Genomic DNA, 20,141 nt, shown 5'->3' with positions numbered 1-20,141 from the left:
GTCGGCCCCACCTTCGTTCGCCGACGCGCAAGGAAACATCAGATGAACACACGACACCACCCTGAGGCCGACACCCCCATGAACTCCACCAAGCTACGACATCAGACGCTGCTCGCCATCGCGGCCAGCCTCGCCTGCGTCGGCACGGCCAATGCCGCTGCCTTCCAGCTCAAGGAGCAGAGCGCCACCGGCCAGGGGCGCGCCTTCGCGGGCTCCATCAGCGAAGGCGCAGACGCCACCGTGATCGCGAACAACCCCGCCGCCATGACGCTGCTGAACGGCCGGTTGATCCAGGCCGACCTCGCGGTCATCGACTACTCCGTCAAGTTCGCCGGCACGGGCACTGACGCGCTGGGCCGCCCGCTGTCCGGAGGCCATGGCGGCAACGCCGGCGACACCGCCGCGGTGCCGTCGTTGTACTTCCACACGCCTGTGACGGATCGAATCCACCTGGGCTTTTCCATCACGGCGCCGTTCGGCTTCAAGACCGACTACGACGATGGCTGGGTCGGCCGCTACCAAGGCGTGAGAACAGAGCTCAAGGCCATCGACGCCGGCGTGGCGGGGTCTTACACGGTGAACGAGGTCCTGTCACTCGGTGCCTCGGTGTTCGCCGAGCGCATGGAGGTGAAGTTGCGCGACGCGATCGACTTCGGTGCCCTGCTGGCCGGCTCCAGCGTCCCCGGCTTCTCCCCGACAAGCGCAGACGGGTACATCGACATCGACGGTCACGACACCGCGGTCGGCTACACGCTCGGCGCCCTGCTGCGCCCGGCTGAGGGGACGACGATCGGATTGGCCTACCGCTCGGCGGTCAAGCACAAGCCGAAGAGCGCCCAGGTCGACTTCTCGATCCCGACGGCCGCCAACGCCGTGCTGTCCGCGGCCAGGCCCAATACCTTCGTGAGCACGACCGCGAGCACCGAGCTGACGATGCCGTCGTCCTGGACGCTCAGTGTCAGCCAGCGACTCGACGACCAGTGGACGGTGATGGCGGACTACTCGCGCACGTCATGGGAAAAGTTCGGCAGCGTGGTGCTGGACTTCGCCTCCAACCTGCCCGACGAGACGCTGCACTTCGGCTACCGGAACACGTCGTTCTACTCGATCGGCACGGAATACCGGGCCAACGACAGCTGGACCTTCCGGGGCGGCGTCGCCTATGACCAAACCCCCGTCACCGATGCGGTGCGCGACGTCCGCGTCCCTGACGTCAGCCGAAGGTGGCTGTCCCTCGGGGCGACGTGGCAAGTGAGCAAGCCGCTGACCTACAGCGTCGGCTACACGCACCTGTTCATCAAGGACACGAGCGTGAACCTGACGTCGTCCAGCGCCAGCAGGCTGCAAGGCTCGTACAAGCTGAGCAGCGACATCGTCGCGGTGTCTGCGCAATACCGCTTCTGACAACGCCTTCGAGGGCTGGCTCGACAGGGCCCAGGGCTCGTGGCTTCGACCACCCTGCTCCGACAGCTCATCGCCGTACGGTGTTGGACCGTTCGAAGAGCTTCGCGTCGATCATCTGCCGAGCCATGGTCATCGCGCCCTCTGATGCGCGAGCAAAGGTGTCGAACTCCGCCGTCGGGAACTGTTGCCACGACTCATCGCAAGCGACGCTCGCTTCGACTGAAAAACTGGCTGTGAATCGCTTCGCCGACCCGTGAAGCACGGCGTCTCGCTCCGCCCATTCCGGTCGAGGTGTGACCTCTGTCCAGCGCGTGGTAATGGCGCACCCGCGATAGTGGCTGTGCCGTTGGTTTGGCATGTTGACCCCCTGAAATCATGCTCCGTGGCCTCCAGGGTGCGCTTCGGCGCCAGATTCCGGTGTCAGCGGTACGCTGTGATGCCTAGTCGGCAACACGCTGTCTCCTTGTAGGCCAGGGCGCTGTCCGAGGCGGCCTGGGCAGCCCGGTCCTTCAGCTCTTCGCGCGCCTTGCCATCGACACGTCCTTCGCCAGGAACTCCTGGAGCACCGGACGAACGGCCAAGCAAACCGGTCGCAGGGCCATGGTCCGACAATGCGTCGGTGAGCAAACTGAATGCTTGTGTTCACGAAAGGCACCCTGTGAAAATCTGCTGGAAGCGCATGCGCACCACGGTCATCGGTATCGCGACGCTCGGCTTGGCGCTCGGAGCCGCGCACGCCCAGGACAAGGAGAACGCCACCACGCCGTCCGTCGCGGCGTCCACCGACTTGCCGGCATGGGTGCGCCGCGGATTGCCGGGCCCAGGCCACGCCACGCTCGCGCCTCTGGCGGGCAGCTGGCGCGTGCAGATGGGCATCTACGCGACCCTCGGCCGGAGTGCCGATGCACCGCCGATCATCTCCGACGACATCGTCACACGTCGCCAATGGGTGGCCGGCGGCCGCTACCTCGAGGACACGACCGAGGGCACGCTTGCAAAGTCGCACTACTGGCGTCGCGGCTGGCTGGGCTACGACAACATGGCCGCGCGCTACGAGTGGGTCACGATCGACGAAACGAACGCCGGGATGATGCGTTACGCCAGCAGCACCGGATCGGGGCCGCAGACACGCATTGACCTGTTCGGCACCTTCGTCGACCAAGGCGTCGCGGGTGAAGCCTTCGTCGGCAAGACGATCCCGATGCGCACGCTGATACGCATCGAAGGCCCGGACCGCCACGTCATCGAGCTCTACTTCACGCCACCAGGAAAGGGAGAGGCGCTCGCCACCCGCGCGGTCTACACGCGAACCGGGCCGTGACCCGGGGCAAACTCCCCAGCCATGAGCGCCTTCCAACCCGACCTCGATCTGCTGAGCCCCGTTCTTCAGGATCTGCGGCTGGTGCGCGCGTCGTACTGCCGCACCGACATGACAGCGCCGTGGGGCATCCAGATCCCGCGTCAGGACGGCGTGTGTTTCCACTTCGTGGTCGACGGCGAGTGCTGGCTGAGGCTGCCGTCGCATGAGCCCTTCCGGATCGGCCCGGGCGACGTGGCACTGCTGCCGCGAGGCACGGGCCACGCGATTGCCGACGCGCCCACCACGCACGCCCGGCCGCTCGAGGAGTTCGACCAGGATTCGATCGGCCCGACCACGCACAACATGCGCGCCGGTGGTGGCGGTGCGCGCTCGCTGATTGTCTGCTGCGCGCTCGAATTCGACGAGCCGGCCGTGCATCCGCTCACTCAACTGATGCCCGAGGTGCTGGTGCTGCGGCGTGCCGATGCGAACGAGCGGGCGCTGCCCACGCTGCTGTCCCTGATGGCGGACGAGGTGGCCGCACAGCGTGTTGGCGCCGCGACCATGATGGCGCGGCTCGCCGATGCGGTGGTGACGGCCATGGTGCGCGGCTGGGCCGAGACTCACGCCGCAGAGCTGAAGGGATGGCTGGCGGGTGCGCGGGACGCACCGATCGGCCGGGCGCTGGCGGCGATCCATCGACAGCCGGGTCATTTCTGGTCGGTGGTCGCGTTGGCGAAGATCGCAGGCCTGTCGCGTTCGGTCTTCACGGAACGCTTCACCACCGCCGTGGGCCTGTCGCCGGCACGCTATCTCGCGCACTGGCGCATGCACGTGGCCGGTGCATGGCTGCGTCATGGCAGATCGACTGTCGCAGACATCGCCCAGCGCCTGGGTTACGAATCCGAAGCCTCTTTCAGCCGCGCCTTCAAGCGCCTGTTCGGCGTGCCGCCGGGAACACTGCGCTCGCCAGTCGACCGGCCATGACGGGCCCCCCACCGTGGGAAACAAGGCGCATCTGCCGGTCACTTGTGTGAGTAGGCGCCCCAAAGAAAAAGCCCGCTGCAAGCGGGCTTCATGTGGGGTGGCTGATGGGACTCGAACCCACGACGACAGGAATCACAATCTTCGGTGAGAAGCGAGCGTTGGCGCGGCCGCCCAGCGCAATCGCGGGAAAAACTCTAGCCCACTAGATCGCTCCAGCATTCGCTTAGAGCGACGCGATTCCCACGCCAAACTGGGTCGCACCATGCCTTCGTTCGGGTGTAACCCGGAGGCGCGTCGCCGGAGCTGGCCTGGATCAAGCTCGCTCGCTGAGGCGCATAGCTGCCTAGAAGTTGGTCGTCGATCGAGCGCCACGGCGGATGGCCGATATCCTCAAGCAAATGGCGCAACGGCTCGGATGTTGAGCGCGTCAGGCACGTTGCAGTAGAGATGAGCCCGACAAACGCTGGTCCCGTCGATTCAATTCAAGGGGGAGGCACTTGCAGCAGGACTCCGGTGCTGTTTGGGTAGCGAGAAGTGGAACGTCGCGCCTTCCCCAACCTTGCCTTCGGCATGGACGCGCCCACCGTGTCGGTCGACTACCGCCGCCACAGTGGCCAAGCCGATGCCATGCCCTACGAAATCACGCTCAAGGTGCATACGCTGAAACGGCGTGAACATGCGCCCGGCGAAGGCCATGTCGAAACCAGCCCCGTTATCCGCAACCTTGAAATTGACCATGCCGTCGGCCTCGTCGGCGCTGACCCGGATCTCGGGGTGCTCTACTTTCGACGTGAATTTGAGGGCGTTGCCCAACAGATTGACCCATAGCTGCTGGATGAGCCCCTCGTCACCCTCCAGATCGGGCAAGGCTTCGACGACGATGCATCCAGCAGCGGTGTCTTCCTCGGCCAGCCCGGCCACCACCTGACGCAGCATCGCGTTGCTGTCCAGCGGTGTCACCTTGAGCGGGCCCTGCCGCAGGCCTGCCAGCCGGATGAAGTCATCAATCATCCGCGTCATCTGCAAGCTCTTGCTCTGAATGAGCTCCAAAAAGCGCTTGCCCTCGACGTCCAGCACATGGGCGTAGCGTTCACAAAGCATGGTGCTGAAGCCGCTGACCGCACGCAGCGGTGCCCGTAGATCATGTGACACTGAACCGGAAAATGCCGCCAGCGCCTCGTTGGCGGCTTCCAGTTCCGCCGTACGTTCGAGGACGCGATGTTCCAGCTGCTGGTTGAGCATCTCGATCGCCTGATCGGCGAGCCTGCGCTCGGTACCGTCGCGGAAAACGATCACAACGCCCGTCACCTCATTGGCGTCGTTGCGGATGGGGGCAATGCTGTCATCGATCAAAAGCTCTTCCCCCTGGCGCGGTTGCAGGAACACGTTCTCGTCCATGCCGATGCTGAAGCCCTGCAGCGAAGCCCGCTCTATGAGATCGAGAATGGGCTCGCGGCTTTCGCCGTCGATCACACAAAACACGTCGATGAACTGCCGGCCGATGGCCTCTCGTTCCGTCCACCCTGTCAGCCGCTGCGCCAATGGGTTGATGAGCGTGACAATGCCGTGCCTGTCGGTGGCGATGACCGCATCGCCCAGGCTGGACAGCGTAGAGGACATCCATCGCTCCACCTTGCGCAGCTTCGCATCGTTGCGATGTCGGTAGAGCGCGAACTCGATGGCGGAGTGCAACTCGCGATCGTTGAATGTCTTCAGAATCTGGCCGAAGGGCTCGGGACCGCGAGCGCTCGGCACCGTGGGGGAGTCATCGTCGGTCACCAGGATCACGGGTATGTTGCGCGTCTTGCGCAGGCGTCGCGCAGTCTCCTCGATGGTCAATGGGCCCTCGGGTTGCCCGTTGATGATCACCAGATCCGGCAGCGATCGCAACGCCGCGTCCAGCGCCGCTTCGCCTTCAGATGCGGTTGCCGCAACCGTATGGCCCATCCGCTGCAGGCGTCGCCCCAGGTCTGCAGCGACACCTCTCTCGGGTTCTACGACGAGAATTCGGGTTGAGTCCACGTGTCCTTCTCCCTTGGCGCCTGGCGGTGGCGTTCTGTGCGCCTCTTATAGGCCGTACTTGATGGCGGCACAAGATTTAACTGATGCCGGGATGCGACCGTCATTGGCGAGCAGGAGCCCGGAGATCCCGTAGGCCGTCGCAGATCTATCGACAGTGCATGGCTTCACCGCGCGCAGCGGCGGCGGGCAGGTCGCGGGAGCAGGCATAAATCGGCATCGCGGGTGACGCGCCGTGACGCCCCCGATGTCAGCGTTCAGTCCCGCAGTGGTTCAGGTCGGCAACGGATCGGCTGGTTGCTCTCACGAACGGCCGCTTCCAGGTTGGAACACCGACTGCTTTGGGTCGATCTGAGCCAGTCGCCGAACGAGATTGAAGGCCCGCACCTGGCGCGAACCAGTCGCTCGGCCCAGCGCAGTGCTGCAGTGGCGGTCGACCGCTCACTCGGCTCAACGGATTTGCAATCCTCGGGCACCCTTTTCAATCAACGCGATAGCAAGGAACCGCGCCAGGCACGTGGATCGCAGGCGACCCGTGCCTGCAGTCCGAAAATGGCGACCTGGACGACATCACTGCCGCCGCCCGTTTCCTCAGCCCGTGACCGTCGGCCAGGCTCGCACCACCTCGTAGCCCGCGGCGTCACGCCGCGACCAGACCAGAGACACTTCGCGCGGCGCCCAGATGATCGGATCGATCGGTGCCGGCGCCGGTGCCGCGCCTGCGTGCCTGCCAGCGTCATGTGCGGCGTCCATCGCGGTTCGCTCTCCAGGCCGGCGGCGGCCACCGCAACGCCGGTGTCGCGCCGCAGGTCGTCTAGCGCCGGCGTGCCCTCGGCCAGCAGCACCACGACGCCGTCGTGCCAAATCGCGGTCGACCGAATCGAGAGCTGCAGCTCGGGCACCGGCACGGCGGCCAGCGCCTCGACCAGACTCGCCTCATCGATCAAGTCGACGTCCCCGAGGAAGTGCAGCGTCAAGGCGACGGCTAGACATCAGATCCGGCGCCGTGCGGAGGCGTGATCTCGGCGGGTGTTCATCTTCACGAGTATGCGCCGTCAGGGAGTGCCAGCGCTGTTGCGGCAGGCTGCGGGTCGGCCCTCATTTCCCACCGTGGGAAATAACGAACCTCTGCAGCTCGTGCTCGTTAGCGGGCGCTACAAAGAAAAAGCCCGCTGCAAGCGGGCTTCATGTGGGGTGGCTGATGGGACTCGAACCCACGACAACAGGAATCACAATCCTGGACTCTACCAACTGAGCTACAGCCACCACCGGAACCGCGAATTATAGCCTCAGTTGGAGGCCTGTCTCGAGCGCTGGCTGTCAGTTGGAAGCGTTGCTCGCCGCAGCTTCTTCGGCAGCACCGGCCGCCGGATGCACGTCGACCTTGAAGCGGCTCTTCAACGCAACATAGTAGGCCTGCGCCTCGGCCGCCGCCCACGCTTGCGCGTACTGGCTTTGCGAGCGCACGGGATCAGCCGCCACCGGGTCGCGGCCCAGCACCTTGGTGACCTTCACGACGACGTAGCCCTGGTCGCCCAGGTCGACGCCGTCGACCGCCGGCAGCTTGGCGGCCGAGGCCTTCAGCACCGCATCGATCAAGGGCTTCGGCAGGTCGCGCGATTGCGCGCGCGACACCAGTTGCGCCGGATCGGCCAGCGGCGTCTCGGGCGCCTTGCGCAACTCGGCCAGGCGGGCCTCGCCTTCCTTGCGGGCGAGTGCAGCGGCCTGCTTCGCCACCAGCTTCTCCTTCACGCTCGCGGTGACCTCGGCCAGCGGCTTCATCGCCGCCGGGCTGTAGGTCACGATGCGGCCCGAAATCAGCTGGCTCGAACCGGCATCGACCGCTTCGGTGTTCTTCTTGTTGCGCAGCGCGTCGTTGCCGAACAGCGCCTCGAGGAACTTCGGCGACGCGAGCGGGCCCTTGGCCGCCGGGCCGGCCGTGCGGGCCACGCCCTGCGCGGTCTGCACCGTCAGCTTCAGCTTGTCGGCCACCGGCTTCAGGCTGTCAGGCTGCTCGTAGACCAGGTTCGTGAACTCGACCGCGGATTCGGAGAACTTCGTCTGCGCGAGCTGCTTCTTGACCTCGTCCTCGATCTCGGGGCGCACCTGCTCGAAGCTCTTCTTGTCGCCGCCACGGGCCTGCGTCACCTGGATGATGTGGTAGCCGAAATCGCTCTCGACCACATCGCTGATGCCGCCCGGCTTCAGCGCGAACGCCGCGTCCTCGAAGGGCTTGACCATCGCGCCGCGGCCGAAGAAGTCGAGGTCGCCGCCGTTCAGCGCCGAGCCGGTGTCCTGCGAGTTCTTGCGGGCCACGTCGGCGAAGCTCGCCGGGTTCTTCTTGACCTCGGCCAGCAGTGCTTCCGCCTTCGCCTTGGCCTGCGCGCGCTCGGCGGCCGGCGCCGACTTGTCGGCCTTGATCAGGATGTGACTCGCACGGCGCTCTTCGGCGACGGCGTAGCGGCTCTTGTTTGCCTCGTAGTACTCGCGCAGCTTGTCTTCGGGCACCGTCAGCGTCTTCTTGATCGCGTCGACGTCGAGCACCACGTACTCGATGTTCGCCTGCTCCGGCGACATGAACTGCGAGGTGTTCGCCGGGTCCTTGTAGTAAGCCTGGATGTCCGCATCGCTCGGCGACACCTTCGCGAGGTAGTCCTTGGTGTCGAAGCGCTGCTGCTGGAACTCGCGCTGCTGGAACATCGCATCGATCGCGCCCGAAGCCGCCGCGGCCGGTGCGAACACCGTGCCGCCGATGCCGAACATCACCTGGCGCATCTCGAGCTGCTGGCGCAGCGTCTGCTCGAAGCCCGCCACCGTCATGCCCTGGGCCGACAGCGCGACCGTCAGCGCTTCCTTGTCGAAGCCGCCGCCCGCGCCGCGGAACTGCGCGAACTGCGGATCGTTCATGTAGACGTTCAGCACGCGATCCGGCGTCGCGGTGAAGTTCGACTTCAGCGCCGCGGTCTGCAGCACGCGTTCGCGCACCAGGTTGTCCAGCGTCTGCAGGCGCATCGCCGGCGTGTCGAACATGCGGACGTCGACGTTCGGGGCCTGGCGGCGGATGCGGTCGACCTGCTCGCGTTGCGCCGCATCCCACTCGACCTGCGTGATCTTGTGGCCGTCGACGGTGGCGACGCCACCGCTGCCCGACATCGAGCGGTAGCCCTGGTAGGCCCCGGTCAACACGAAGGCGGGAACGATCAGCACCAGCAGCAGGAACTGGAACAGGCGATTGTGGGTGCGAACAAATTCAAACATCGATGGCCTCGAAGGGTGATCGCTGTGCAGCCGGACGGCGCTGCTTCAAATGCAACAAAGGCGAACCTGGGTTCGCCTTTGATTGGGTATCGTGGGGAGGATACCGGTGGGTGGACTCGGCGCGGATTCTAGCCGCCTCTGCCGCAGTGGTGTCCTCGGACCGGTAACACCTGGTGGGTGCTGAGGGGCTCGAACCCCCGACCTACGCCTTGTAAGGGCGCCGCTCTACCAACTGAGCTAAGCACCCGGATCCGTTCTCAGTTGACCGCGTCCTTCAGGGCCTTGCCCGGACGGAACTTCGGCACCTTGGCGGCCTTGATCTTGATGGTGGCGCCGGTGCGCGGGTTGCGGCCGGCACGGGCGGCACGCTTGCTGACGCTGAAGGTGCCGAAGCCAACGAGCGACACGCTGTTGTTCTTCTTCAGCGTGGATTTCACGCCGCCGATCAGAGCTTCGAGCGCGCGGGTCGCTGCTGCTTTGGAGATGTCGGCCTGCTTGGCGATGTGCTCAATCAGTTCGGATTTGTTCACGAAGGTACCCCCTCAAAAAAAAGGTGTCTTGAAAAGAATCTGGATGGGTGTGGAGCCTGGATCCGGGCCGCGCGGTACGGGGCAATCGGCTCGAACGATTACAGCCTCAGGCACCCACAGTGTCAAGCGCGGAAGCGGATTCTATGCGTAATCAGCTGCATCCGAAGGCGGCACGCGCGCGCGTGCTTCCTCGCTTGACAATAGGCTGTCCGCGTCATATTCGGCGCGGGTTGCAGCCGTTTCAGCCACCCCGCCTGTCATGTGGTGTCACATGCATTCGGCGATGGCGCGGCCCAGGTCTGCAGTGCGGGCCGCACCACCCAGGTCGGGGGTGCGCGGTGCACCCGACGACGGATCGAGCACCGTCTCGATCGCGCGCAGCACCGCATCATGCGCGTCGCGGTGGCCCAGGTGGTCGAGCATCATCGCGCCCGACCAGATCTGCCCGATCGGGTTCGCGATGCCGCGCCCGGCGATGTCGGGTGCCGAGCCGTGCACCGGTTCGAACAGCGACGGATGCGTGCCGGCCGGGTTCAGGTTGGCCGACGGCGCGATGCCGATCGTGCCGGTACAGGCCGGCCCGAGGTCGGACAGGATGTCGCCGAACAGGTTGCTCGCGACCACCACGTCGAACACCTCGGGGCGCTGCACGAAGTGCGCCGTGAGGATGTCGATGTGGAAGCGATCGACGCTCACGCCGGGATAGGCGCGGGCCATCGCCTCGACGCGCTCGTCCCAGTAGGGCATCGTGATCGAGATGCCGTTCGACTTGGTGGCCGAGGTCAGCTTGCGCCGCGGGCGCGACTGCGCCAGCTCGAATGCGAACTTCAGCACCCGGTCGACGCCGACGCGCGACATCACCGTCTCCTGGATCACGATCTCGCGCTCGCTGCCCTCGTACATGCGCCCGCCGATGCTGGAGTACTCGCCCTCGGTGTTCTCGCGCACGATCATCATGTCGATCTCGCCGGGCGCGCGCGGCCGGCCGTCGCGGCCCACCAGCGGCGAGCGGATGCCGGGCATCAGGCGCGCCGGCCGCAGGTTCACGTACTGGTCGAACTCGCGCCGGAACTTCAGCAGCGAGCCCCACAGCGAGACGTGGTCGGGGATCTTCTGCGGCCAGCCGACCGCGCCGAAGAAGATCGCATCGTGGCCGCCGATCTGCTGCTTCCAGTCGTCGGGCAGCATCTGGCCGTGGCGCTCGTACCAGTCCCAGCTCGCGAAATCGAAATGGTCGAACTGCAGCCCGATGCCGAAGCGGCCAGCCACCGCCTCGAGCACGCGCAGGCCCTCGGGCACGGTCTCCTTGCCGATGCCGTCGCCGGCGATCACGGCGATGCGGTGGGTCTTCTTCACGGGCGTGCTCATCTCTTCAATCCTTCAGGAAGTCGTTCATCTCGGCAAGCAGCAGCTCGGGCAATTCTTCGGCGATGTAGTGGCCGCAGGGCACGGCGCGGCCGCTGACGTCATTCACGTCGCGCGCCGCATCGCGCCACAGCGCGAGCACATCGAAGCAGCGGCCGACGGCGCCGTGCTCGGCCCACAGCACGCGCAACGGCAGCTCGACGCGGCGTCCGGCCGCGCGATCGGCGCGGTCATGGTCGAGGTCGATGGTGGCGGAGGCCCGGTAGTCCTCGCAGATCGACGCGACGCTGCCCGGCAGCGCGATGCAGCGCTCGTACTCCGCGAGCGCGGCCGCATCGAACGCGGCCAGCCCGGCATGGCGCCGCCCCATCACGCTGCGCAGGTAGAACACCGGGTCGTGGCCGATCATCCGCTCGGGCAGCGGCGCCGGCTGGATCAGCGTGAACCAGTGCCAGTAGGCGCGCGCGAACGCGTCGGTCGTGCCCTCGTACATCGCGAGCGTCGGCGCGATGTCGAGCAGCAGCAGCCGCGACACCGCATCGGGATGGTCCAGCGCCAGCCGGTGCGCCACGCGTGCGCCGCGGTCGTGCGCGCACACCGCGAAACGCGCGTGGCCGAGCTGCGCCATCACGCCGACCGCATCGCGCGCCATCGCACGCTTGCTGTGCGATGCATGCGCGTCATCGGGCGCCGGCCGCGACGAGTCGCCGTAGCCGCGCAAGTCCATCGCGACGACGCGAAAGCGCTGCGCCAGTTGCGGCACCACGCGGTGCCACATCGCATGCGTCTGCGGATGGCCGTGCAGCAGCAGCAGCGGCGCGCCCTGCCCGCCCACCCGCGCATGGATATCGGCCCCTTCGACGGCGAAACGCCGGCTCTCGAATCCTTCGAACATGCGCTGCATTCTGGTGCGGTCGAACGGGGCCGGCAAGCAATAATCCGGAAACCCATTCGTTCCCTGGAGGCATCAATGATCGAGCGCTCCGACCTCGTGCTGGTGAGCAGCGCGGCCGAGCTGGGCAGCCTGGCCGCCGCGGCGCGCCAGCTCGACCTGGCGCCGCCGGCGGTGTCGAAGCGGCTGGCGGCGCTGGAGTCGCGGCTCGGGCTGCGCCTGTTCCACCGCAGCACGCGGCGGCTGCAGCTCACGCCGCACGGCGAGGCATTCCTCGCGCAGGCGCGGCCACTGCTGCAGGGCTTCGAGCAATTGCAGGCGCAACTGACCGAGCGCCACGACGAACCGCGCGGCCTGATCCGCCTGTGCAGCTCGTTCGGCTTCGGCCACGCCTGGCTCGGGCCGCTGCTGGCGCAGTTCCACGCCGCGTACCCGCAGGTGCAGGTGCAGCTCCACCTGCGCGAGCAGTTGCCCGACCTGCGGGCCGCCGGCTTCGATGCCGCGGTGTGGCTGTGGGCGCCGCGCGATCCGAACGTCGTCACGCGCCGGCTGGCGTCGAACCGAAGGATCATCGTCGGCGCGCCGGCCTACCTGCAGCGGGCCGGCGTGCCGCAGGCGCTCGATGAGCTCGCGCAGCACGCCTGCCTGATCGTCAGCGAGAACGACGACCAGCCCGCCACCTGGCGCCTGCAGGACCTGGCGCCGCGCGGCGCCGCGGTGACGATGCGGGTGCACGGCCCGCTCGCGAGCAACAGCGGCGAGGTCGTGCGCGACTGGGCCCTGGCGGGCCACGGGCTGATGCTGCGCTCGCTGTGGGATGTGCACGAGCACTTGCGCAGCGGCCGGCTGCAGCAGGTGCTGCCGCGCTACGCGATGCTCGATGCCGACGTGCACTGGGTGCTGCCGCCGCGCGCGCCGAACAGCGTCGTGCCGCGCCGCGTGCGGCTGCTTCAGCAGCAGCTCATTCAGGCCTTGGCGTCGCCGCCGTGGCTGGCGCCGCCGATGCTGGAGCCGGCGAGCGCACCACCAGCGCCACGCCGACGGCGGTGAGCGCCATGCCGAGCACCATCGTCGGCGTGATCGATTCGCCGAACAGCGCCCAGGCCATCAGCGCGGTGGTCGGCGGCACCAGGTAGAGCAGGCTCGTGACGCGGGTGGCCGCGCCGCGCTGGATCAGCAGGTACAGCAGGGAACTGCCGCCCAGCGTCAACCCGATCACCGACCAGGCCAGCGCGCCGATCAGGTGCGGATGGAACACGATGGGTTCGTGCTCGAGCAACGCGATCGGCAGGCTGACCGCCAATGCCGCCAGCAGTTGCACGGTGTTGGCGGTGCGCACGTCGCACGGCGCGACGAAGCGCTTCTGGTAGAGCGTGCCGGCCGTGATGCACAGCAGCGCGAACGCGGCGAGCGAGAGATTCCAGGCCGTCAGCTCGCCGGCGCCGAGCTTGCGCCACACGACCAGCAGCAGCCCCGACAGGCCGAGCGCCAGGCCGAGCCATTGGCGGGACGAAACGCGCGATTCACCATCGGACGCTGTCGACGTGGCACTCACCCACACCGCCGTCAGCACCGGCTGCAGGCCGACCAGCAACGCGATCGTGCCGGCCCCCATGCCCGATTTCACCGCGGCCCACACGCCGCCCAGGTAGCCGGCATGCATCAGCACGCCCGAGACCGCGAGGTGCAGCCACTGCGCGCGCCCACGCGGCCAGGCGGCGCGCGACAGCGCGACCCAGGCACCGAAGCACAGCACCGAGAGCGCATAGCGCAGCGTCAGGAACGAGATCGGCGGCGCATGCGGCATGCCGTAGCGCGCGACGATGAAACCGGTGCTCCAGATCAGCACGAACACCGGCGGCATCGCCTGCACCAGGCGGTCGCGGGTGGAGGTAGCGCTCATCGAACCTTGGCTCGGATCTCCGGCAGCGCCTTCTGCAGGTAGTACACCATCGACCAGATGGTCAGCACCGCCGATGCATAGATCAGCCAGGTGCCCCACAGCTGCGTGTCGACCAGGCCGAACAGCGTGCCGTGGTAGAGCAGGAACGGGATCGCGATCATCTGCACGGTGGTCTTGACCTTGCCGAGCATGTGCACCGCGACGCTGCGCGACGCGCCGATCTGCGCCATCCACTCGCGCAGCGCCGAGATCGCGATCTCGCGGCCGATGATCACCAGCGCGATCAGCGCATGCAGGCGGCCCAGGTGCACCAGCACCAGCAGCGCGGCGCAGACCAGGAACTTGTCGGCCACCGGATCGAGGAAGGCGCCGAACGACGAGGTCATGTTCAGGCGGCGGGCCAGGTAGCCGTCGGCCCAGTCGGTGAGCGCGACGACGATGAACAGCACCGTCGCGATCAGGTTCTGGTGCGGCTCCTTGACGTCGAGGTAGAACACCCCGACGACCAGCGGAATCGAAACGATGCGCGCCCAGGTCAGCAGCGTCGGGAGATTGAAGAACATGGGCGGCATTGTGCCCAAGTTCTTCAGGGATCCAGCGTGCGCGGCTTGAAGCGCTTGTCGTCGTCGAACAGAAAGGTCTCGACGAACTTCCAGGGCTTGGGCAGCCGCGACACGTCGCCGAACGGCGCGGCACGCTTGATCGCGTCGATCGCGATCTGCGTGGTCTCGGGCGCCTGGCCCGGGTAGCGCAGCACGTCGATGCGGCGCACGCTGCCGTCGGAATTCAGCTCGACCTCGAGCACCGGAATGGCCAGCAGGATGTCCGGCGGGCGGCTCATGTAGGTGCCGTTCGGGTTCGACGCCACCAGGCGGCGCGCGGCCTGCAGCCGCACTTCGTTCCAGTTGCGCACCGGGCCCGGCGCGGTCAGCTTGACGAAACCGCCGGCGGATGGGGCCGGCGCGGCGGCCGCGGGTGCCGGGGCGGGCGCGGGCCGTGAAGATGGCGCAGGTGCGGGTGCGGGCGCCGGTGCCGGCGGCGGTGATGAACAGGCGGCCAGCACGGCGAGCATCGCCGCGCCCAGCCAGGCCCGACGCGATGGGTACTTCTCAATGCAACGCACGATAAATCTCCTCCGCCAGTTCTCGTGAGATTCCGTCAACCGTGACGAGATCTTCCACGCTCGCATGGCCCACGCCACGCACGCCTCCGAAGCGCTGCAAAAGTTTCGCACGTTTCTTCGGCCCCACGCCGGGTATGTCTTCGAGCCGGCTGCCGCCGGTGCGCACGCTGGCGCGCCGCGCGCGCATGCCGGTGATCGCGAAGCGGTGCGCTTCGTCGCGGATCTGCGCGACCAGCATCAGCGCCGCCGAATCCTTGCCCAGGTAGACCTTCTCGCGGCCATCGGCGAACACCAGTTCCTCGAGGCCGACCTTGCGGCCCTCGCCCTTCTCGACGCCGACGATCAGCGACAGGTCCAGGCCGAGCTCCACGAACACCTCGCGCGCCATGCTGACCTGGCCGCGCCCGCCGTCGACCAGCACCAGGTCGGGCATGCGCACATGGGTGGGTGCACCGCCGGCGGCTTCTGCGGAGTCCTTGTCGGCCAGCGCCGCGGCCACCTTGCTGTAGCGCCGCGTCAGCACCTGGCGCATCGCGGCGTAGTCGTCGCCGCCGGTCACGCCCTCGATGTTGTAGCGGCGGTACTGCGCGTTCTGCATCTTGTGGGTCTCGAACACCACGCACGATGCCTGCGTCGACTCGCCGGCGGTGTGGCTGATGTCGAAACACTCGATGCGGAATGTGTCGATGTTCTCCGGCGACAGGTCGAGCGCCTCGACCAGCGCCCGCGTGCGCGCCTGCTGCGAGCCTTCTTCCGACAGCAGCCGCGCGAGCTTCAGCTGCGCGCCCTGGATGCACATGTCCAGCCACGCACGGCGCGCGTCGCGCGGCTGGTGCTGCGCGCTCACGCGGGTGCCGCTGTGCTCGGTCAGCGCGTCGATCAGCGTCTTGCTGACCGCGTGGCTCAGCACCAGCAGCGGCGGCACCTCGCTGTCGAGGTAGTGCTGCGCGATGAAGGCCTCCAGCACCTGCACCTCGGGCGATGCGCGCGCGGCGTCGTCGGCCGGGTCGCCATCGGCGGCAGTGCTCGCGATCTCGGTGGCGTCGTCGACATGCGCCGGGAAGTACGGCCGGTCGCCCAGGTGGCGCCCGCCGCGCACCATCGCGAGGTTCACGCAGGCCCGGCCGCCCTGCACCTTCACCGCGAGGATATCGGCGTCCTTGGTCGACACGCCGGTGTTGTCCTCGACCGACTGCTGGTGCAGCACCTTCGACAAGGCTCCCAGCTGGTTGCGGATCTCGGCCGCCTGCTCGAACTGCAGCGCCTCGGCGTGCGCCATCATCTGCGCCTGCAGGCCGTCCATCACCTCCTGCTGCTCGCCGAGCAGGAAGCGTTCGGCATTGGCCACGTCGCGCGCGTAGTCGTCGGCGGCGATGTAGTCGACGCAGGGGCCGGAGCAGCGCTTGATCTGGTACAGCAGGCAGGGCCGCGTGCGGTTGTTGAAGACGGAGTCCTCGCAGGTGCGCAGGTGGAACACCTTCTGCAGCAGCTGGATCGATTCCTTCACCGCCCAGGCGCTCGGGTACGGCCCGAAGTAGCGGTGCCGGCGATCGACCGCGCCGCGGAAGTACGCCATGCGCGGGAACGCGTGCGAGACGATCTTCAGGTAGGGGTAGCTCTTGTCGTCGCGGAACAGGATGTTGTAGCGCGGGTTGAGCGTCTTGATCAGGTTGTTCTCGAGCAGCAGCGCCTCGGCTTCCGAGCGCACCACCGTCGTCTCCATCCGCACGATCTTGCTGACCATGTGGCCGATGCGCGTGCCGCCATGGTTCTTCTGGAAGTAGCTCGAGACGCGCTTCTTCAGGTCGCGCGCCTTGCCGACGTAGAGCACCGCATCCTGCGCGTCGAAGTAGCGGTAGACGCCGGGCAGCGCGGGCAGCGCCAGCACTTCGGCGAGCAGGTGCTCGCGGCCGGGATCGGCGGGCGATCCGGCATCGGCAGGTTCTTCTTCGGGCAACGACGTCGTCTCGTTCATCGCTTGCCATTGTGCCGCTCCGATTGCCGCTGCCGATAATGGCCCGCATGCCGCACCTGCAATGGGATGTCTTCTGCCGCGTCGTCGACAACTTCGGCGACGTCGGCGTGTGCTGGCGCCTTGCCGCCGACCTGGCCGCGCGCGGCGAACGGGTGCGGCTGTGGGTCGACGATGCGCGCGCGCTCGCATGGATGGCGCCGGGCGGCGCGGCCGGCGTCGAGGTGCATGCGTGGCCCGAGGCCGAGGATGAGACCCGGCCGATCGGCGACGTGGTGATCGAGGCGTTCGGCTGCGAGCTGCCGCCGGCCGTGCCGGTGCGGATTGTTGAAGCGCCCCGCCAGCCGGTGTGGATCAACCTCGAGTACCTGAGCGCCGAAGGCTATGTCGAGCGCAGCCACCGCCTGCGCTCGCCGCAGATGCATGGGCCGGCGCGGGGCATGAGCAAGTGGTTCTTCTACCCCGGCTTCACCGCGGCCACCGGCGGGCTGCTGCGCGAACCGGGGCTGATGGCGCAGCACGAGGCCTTCGACCGCGCTGCGTGGCTGGCGGCGCATCGCATCGCGCTGCGGCCGGGCGAGCAGCTCGCCAGTCTGTTCTGCTACCGCGTGCCGTCGGCCGAGGCCTTGCTCGGTTGTCTGGGCGAACAGCCGACGCTGCTGCTGGTGCCCGGCACCGCGCCGCCGCTGCCCGGGCTGCCGGCCCACATCCGTGTGCAGCCCCTGCCCTATCTCGCGCAGCCGGATTTCGACCGCCTGCTGTGGGCCTGCGACCTGAATTTCGTGCGCGGCGAGGATTCGCTGGTGCGCGCGCTCTGGGCCGGCAAGCCCTTCGTCTGGCAGATCTATCCGCAGGACGATGGCGTGCACGACGCCAAGCTGCGGGCCTTCCTGGATCGCTTCGCGGCCTTAGCGGACGTCCGCGCGGCATGGCGCGGCTGGAACGGCCTGCAAGCCCCTGCCGCGGTCGGGCCTGATCGCGCGTCCTGGCAGGCCCAGTGCCTGAATTGGCGCCAAGACCTGCTCAACCAGACCGACCTCGCCACCCAGTTGCTGTCCTTCGCCGCCGAATCACTATAAAATCGCCGGCTTTGCGCGTTCTGGGTGATCGAGATTCCGGCGCGCGCTGATCCAGACGCAAATTCGTCAGACGCAACAACGCGCAACACCGCCCCACGGAAACCGTTATGAAAATCGCACAGGAAATTCGCGCAGGCAACGTGATCATGCACGACAAGAACCCGATGGTCGTGCTGAAAACCGAATACAGCCGCGGTGGCCGCAATGCCGCCACCGTGCGCATGAAGCTCAAGAGCCTCTTGAACAATTCGGGCACCGAAGTCGTCTTCAAGGCCGACGACAAGATGGACCAGGTCATCCTCGACAAGAAGGAGTGCACCTACTCCTACTTCGCCGACCCGATGTACGCGTTCATGGACGCCGAGTACAACCAGTTCGAGGTCGAGTCCGAGAACATGGGCGACGCGGTGCAGTACCTCGAAGAGGCGATGCCGGTCGAAGTGGTGTTCTACGACGGCAAGGCCATCTCGGTCGAACTGCCGACCAGCCTGGTGCGCGAGATCACCTACACCGAGCCGGCCGTCAAGGGCGACACCTCGGGCAAGGTGCTGAAGCCGGCCAAGCTGGCCACCGGCTTCGAGGTCTCGGTCCCGCTGTTCGTCGAAACCGGCGACAAGATCGAAATCGACACCCGCACGCACGAGTACCGCAAGCGCGTCTGATCGCGCCTTGTCTCTCACCGCAAAAGGGCACCCTCGGGTGCCCTTTTTGCTACCGTCCGTGACCATGGGTTCTGCCGCTGGCTTCGACTTCACCGCCGTCACCGCGCCGTTCCGGATGCAGCCCGGCCTGCGCCGGCTCGCGCCGGGCGCGCCGCAGCTGACGCCGCTGCGGCCCGGGCAGCGCGTGCTGCGCGAGAAGCTCGCGGTGCTGGCGGCGTTCGCGCCGCAGGCGCTGCTCGCGGCACCCGGCTTCGACGCCGCACCGGCGCTGGCGGCGTTGTGCGAGCACGCAGCCGCCGAGCACCCCGGCGCGTGGCGCCATCAGGCCGGCACCTGGCAGGCCCCGCTGCTGGGCTGGTCGCTCGTCGGCGACGAGCCCCGGGTCGACGGCGACGCGCTGCCCGAGATCGGCACCTGCCTGTCGGCGCTGCCGAACGCCTGGCGGCTGCCGGCACTGCTGTGCCTCGCGTTCGCCGAAGATTTCGCGGTCATCGATGGCGACAGCGCCCGCATCCCGTGGCTCGCGGTGTGCCTGCCGTCGAACTGGGCACCCGACGAGAAGGTCGGCCGGCACTTCGCCGAGGTGCATGCGCCGGTCGCCGACAACCAGTTGCTCGTCAGCGCCAGCGACCACCTCGCGCGGCTCGTCACGCAGGCCGATCGCTGGGAGCGCTTCGTCTGGACCATCACGCGCCATCCGCGGCTGCATGCGCACCCGGACCGCGTCGACCCGGCGCCGTGGTCGCCGACGGCCAGCGCCGACGAGCTCGCATTCCGCGCCTTCTTCCGCACCGAGCACCAGACCTTCATCCCGGTGCCGGGTGTGCATCAGGCAGTGTTCACGATCCGCGTCGGCCTCGCGCCGCTGGCCCAGGCGCTGGCCGATCCGGCGCAGGCGCGCCAGGTGCACGATGCGCTGTCGACGATGAGCCCCGCGGTGCTGGCCTACCGCGGCCTGACCGACGCCCGCGACCGCCTGCTCGACTGGCTCGCGCGCCGCGCTGCATGAACACCCACCCGCTTGCGGATGCCGCGCAGCGAGCGCTGCAGGTGTTCCTCGGTGGCAACCAGCTGCCGCAGCACTGGCAGGGCCGCGCGCGCTTCGTCGTGCTGGAGACCGGCTTCGGCCTCGGCAACAACTTCCTCGCCACCTGGGATGCCTGGCGGCGTGATCCGCAGCGCTGCGACACGCTGTACTTCATCTCGACCGAGCTGAACCCGCTGCGGCGCGACGACCTGCAGCAGGTGCCGCGCGAGCCGGCGTGGGCCGCGCTCGCGCAGCAGCTCGAAGCCGCCTGGCCGCCGTTGACGCCCAACCTGCACCGCCTGTCGTTCGAGGGCGGCCGGGTGCAGCTGCTGCTGGCGCTCGGCGACGCGCGCGACTGGCTGCCCGAACTGGTGGCCGAGGTCGATGCGTTCTACCTCGACGGCTTCGCGCCGGCGCGCAACCCCGACGCCTGGGACAGCCGCTTGCTGAAGACCCTCGGCCGCCTGGCCGCCCCGGGCGCGACGGTGTCCACCTGGAGCGCCGCGCGCGCGGTGCGCGACGGGCTGGTGACGGCCGGCTTTCAGATGGAAGCGGCACCGGAGCTCGGCGGCCATCACGACATCGCGCGCGGCCGCTACGCGCCGGCCTTCGTGCCGCGC

18 protein-coding genes and 2 tRNA genes are annotated in these 20,141 nt (G+C 67.7%); 8 read left to right on the top strand and 12 right to left on the bottom strand.

Going from position 1 to position 20,141, the window contains the following annotated elements:
• The first annotated feature begins 78 nt into the window (after window positions 1–78).
• The 3 genes from ACXJLU_RS19850 (at window position 79) to ACXJLU_RS19840 (ending at window position 3,691) form a co-directional block, all read left to right on the top strand.
• Window positions 79–1,404: an outer membrane protein transport protein gene (locus tag ACXJLU_RS19850; RefSeq protein WP_457333897.1), complete on the top strand. Its 1,326-nt coding sequence runs from the start codon at window positions 79–81 to the stop codon at window positions 1,402–1,404.
• 619 nt (window positions 1,405–2,023) lie between these two features.
• Window positions 2,024–2,725, top strand: a complete 702-nt coding sequence (locus ACXJLU_RS19845) for a DUF1579 family protein (RefSeq protein ID WP_457333895.1) — start codon at window positions 2,024–2,026, stop codon at window positions 2,723–2,725.
• A 21-nt stretch (window positions 2,726–2,746) separates the two neighbouring features.
• Window positions 2,747–3,691, top strand: a complete 945-nt coding sequence (locus ACXJLU_RS19840; RefSeq protein ID WP_457333893.1) for an AraC family transcriptional regulator — start codon at window positions 2,747–2,749, stop codon at window positions 3,689–3,691.
• A gap of 477 nt (window positions 3,692–4,168) precedes the next feature.
• Here ACXJLU_RS19840 and ACXJLU_RS19835 read toward each other — a convergent pair whose 3' ends face one another.
• The 8 genes from ACXJLU_RS19835 to ACXJLU_RS19800 all read right to left on the bottom strand — a co-directional run bounded on the left by ACXJLU_RS19835 (window position 4,169) and on the right by ACXJLU_RS19800 (window position 11,758).
• Window positions 4,169–5,713 carry a sensor histidine kinase gene (locus ACXJLU_RS19835; protein ID WP_457333891.1) on the bottom strand — a complete coding sequence of 515 codons (1,545 nt, stop codon included), beginning with the start codon at window positions 5,711–5,713 and terminating at the stop codon, window positions 4,169–4,171.
• A 482-nt stretch (window positions 5,714–6,195) separates the two neighbouring features.
• On the bottom strand, window positions 6,196–6,687 hold the full coding sequence (locus ACXJLU_RS19830; protein ID WP_457333889.1) for a 2'-5' RNA ligase family protein: 492 nt from the start codon (window positions 6,685–6,687) through the stop codon (window positions 6,196–6,198).
• 213 nt (window positions 6,688–6,900) lie between these two features.
• Window positions 6,901–6,976 (bottom strand) — tRNA-His (locus ACXJLU_RS19825).
• 54 nt (window positions 6,977–7,030) lie between these two features.
• Window positions 7,031–8,968, bottom strand: a complete 1,938-nt coding sequence (locus tag ACXJLU_RS19820) for a peptidylprolyl isomerase (RefSeq protein WP_457333887.1) — start codon at window positions 8,966–8,968, stop codon at window positions 7,031–7,033.
• Between the two features lie 171 nt (window positions 8,969–9,139).
• Window positions 9,140–9,215: transfer RNA gene (locus ACXJLU_RS19815), tRNA-Val, on the bottom strand.
• Between the two features lie 10 nt (window positions 9,216–9,225).
• Window positions 9,226–9,498 (bottom strand): HU family DNA-binding protein, encoded by a 273-nt coding sequence (locus ACXJLU_RS19810; protein ID WP_047485758.1) that lies wholly within the window; start codon window positions 9,496–9,498, stop codon window positions 9,226–9,228.
• Between the two features lie 267 nt (window positions 9,499–9,765).
• Window positions 9,766–10,866 (bottom strand): tartrate dehydrogenase, encoded by a 1,101-nt coding sequence (locus ACXJLU_RS19805; RefSeq protein ID WP_457333885.1) that lies wholly within the window; start codon window positions 10,864–10,866, stop codon window positions 9,766–9,768.
• Between the two features lie 4 nt (window positions 10,867–10,870).
• On the bottom strand, window positions 10,871–11,758 hold the full coding sequence (locus ACXJLU_RS19800) for an alpha/beta fold hydrolase (RefSeq protein ID WP_457333883.1): 888 nt from the start codon (window positions 11,756–11,758) through the stop codon (window positions 10,871–10,873).
• 75 nt (window positions 11,759–11,833) lie between these two features.
• Between ACXJLU_RS19800 and ACXJLU_RS19795 the strand changes: the two genes are divergently transcribed.
• The gene (locus ACXJLU_RS19795) at window positions 11,834–12,805 is read left to right on the top strand and encodes a LysR family transcriptional regulator (RefSeq protein WP_457333881.1); all 972 of its coding nucleotides are present in this window, start codon (window positions 11,834–11,836) and stop codon (window positions 12,803–12,805) included.
• On the opposite strand, the gene ACXJLU_RS19790 is transcribed toward ACXJLU_RS19795, so the two are convergent.
• The 4 genes from ACXJLU_RS19790 to uvrC are packed head-to-tail and all read right to left on the bottom strand — an operon-like array spanning window position 12,717 to window position 16,756.
• Window positions 12,717–13,658: a DMT family transporter gene (locus tag ACXJLU_RS19790; RefSeq protein WP_457333879.1), complete on the bottom strand. Its 942-nt coding sequence runs from the start codon at window positions 13,656–13,658 to the stop codon at window positions 12,717–12,719. The genes ACXJLU_RS19795 and ACXJLU_RS19790 overlap by 89 nt on opposite strands.
• On the bottom strand, window positions 13,655–14,221 hold the full coding sequence (gene pgsA / locus ACXJLU_RS19785) for a CDP-diacylglycerol--glycerol-3-phosphate 3-phosphatidyltransferase (protein ID WP_457333877.1): 567 nt from the start codon (window positions 14,219–14,221) through the stop codon (window positions 13,655–13,657). The genes ACXJLU_RS19790 and pgsA overlap by 4 nt, the downstream gene beginning before the upstream one ends.
• 23 nt (window positions 14,222–14,244) lie before the next feature.
• A complete protein-coding gene (locus ACXJLU_RS19780) occupies window positions 14,245–14,781 on the bottom strand; it encodes a hypothetical protein (protein WP_457333875.1) in 537 nt (178 codons plus the stop codon).
• On the bottom strand, window positions 14,768–16,756 hold the full coding sequence (gene uvrC / locus ACXJLU_RS19775; RefSeq protein WP_457333873.1) for an excinuclease ABC subunit UvrC: 1,989 nt from the start codon (window positions 16,754–16,756) through the stop codon (window positions 14,768–14,770). Before uvrC ends, ACXJLU_RS19780 begins: the two co-directional genes overlap by 14 nt.
• Window positions 16,757–16,803: 47 nt before the next feature.
• On the opposite strand from uvrC, the gene earP reads away from it, so the two are divergent.
• The 4 genes from earP to mnmC2 all read left to right on the top strand — a co-directional run.
• Window positions 16,804–17,832: an elongation factor P maturation arginine rhamnosyltransferase EarP gene (earP, locus tag ACXJLU_RS19770; protein WP_457333871.1), complete on the top strand. Its 1,029-nt coding sequence runs from the start codon at window positions 16,804–16,806 to the stop codon at window positions 17,830–17,832.
• A 107-nt stretch (window positions 17,833–17,939) separates the two neighbouring features.
• A complete protein-coding gene (efp, locus tag ACXJLU_RS19765; protein ID WP_073465257.1) occupies window positions 17,940–18,494 on the top strand; it encodes an elongation factor P in 555 nt (184 codons plus the stop codon).
• Window positions 18,495–18,558: 64 nt separating this feature from the next.
• Complete coding sequence (locus ACXJLU_RS19760) at window positions 18,559–19,503, top strand: heme-dependent oxidative N-demethylase subunit alpha family protein (protein WP_457333869.1); 945 nt, start codon at window positions 18,559–18,561, stop codon at window positions 19,501–19,503.
• Window positions 19,500–20,141 (top strand): tRNA (5-methylaminomethyl-2-thiouridine)(34)-methyltransferase MnmC2 (gene mnmC2 / locus ACXJLU_RS19755; protein WP_457333867.1); only part of this gene is annotated, 642 nt, incomplete at its 3' end. The genes ACXJLU_RS19760 and mnmC2, both read left to right, overlap by 4 nt.

It is taken from the genome of Rhizobacter sp. P5_C2 (assembly GCF_054049715.1).
The sequence above is the reverse complement of the archived record's forward strand: the minus strand, read 5'-3'. Positions and strand labels throughout refer to the sequence as shown.

Bases quoted from the DNA above. Each gene is read 5' to 3' on its own strand.
- ACXJLU_RS19850 (WP_457333897.1), top strand. From the start codon at position 79: ATGAACTCCACCAAGCTACGACATCAGACGCTGCTCGCCATCGCGGCC.
- efp (WP_073465257.1), top strand. From the start codon at position 17,940: ATGAAAATCGCACAGGAAATTCGCGCAGGCAACGTGATCATGCACGAC.
- pgsA (WP_457333877.1), bottom strand. From the start codon at position 14,221: ATGTTCTTCAATCTCCCGACGCTGCTGACCTGGGCGCGCATCGTTTCG.
- ACXJLU_RS19790 (WP_457333879.1), bottom strand. From the start codon at position 13,658: ATGAGCGCTACCTCCACCCGCGACCGCCTGGTGCAGGCGATGCCGCCG.
- uvrC (WP_457333873.1), bottom strand. From the start codon at position 16,756: ATGAACGAGACGACGTCGTTGCCCGAAGAAGAACCTGCCGATGCCGGA.
- ACXJLU_RS19795 (WP_457333881.1), top strand. From the start codon at position 11,834: ATGATCGAGCGCTCCGACCTCGTGCTGGTGAGCAGCGCGGCCGAGCTG.
- earP (WP_457333871.1), top strand. From the start codon at position 16,804: ATGCCGCACCTGCAATGGGATGTCTTCTGCCGCGTCGTCGACAACTTC.
- ACXJLU_RS19760 (WP_457333869.1), top strand. From the start codon at position 18,559: ATGGGTTCTGCCGCTGGCTTCGACTTCACCGCCGTCACCGCGCCGTTC.
- ACXJLU_RS19800 (WP_457333883.1), bottom strand. From the start codon at position 11,758: ATGTTCGAAGGATTCGAGAGCCGGCGTTTCGCCGTCGAAGGGGCCGAT.
- ACXJLU_RS19805 (WP_457333885.1), bottom strand. From the start codon at position 10,866: ATGAGCACGCCCGTGAAGAAGACCCACCGCATCGCCGTGATCGCCGGC.
- ACXJLU_RS19840 (WP_457333893.1), top strand. From the start codon at position 2,747: ATGAGCGCCTTCCAACCCGACCTCGATCTGCTGAGCCCCGTTCTTCAG.
- ACXJLU_RS19820 (WP_457333887.1), bottom strand. From the start codon at position 8,968: ATGTTTGAATTTGTTCGCACCCACAATCGCCTGTTCCAGTTCCTGCTG.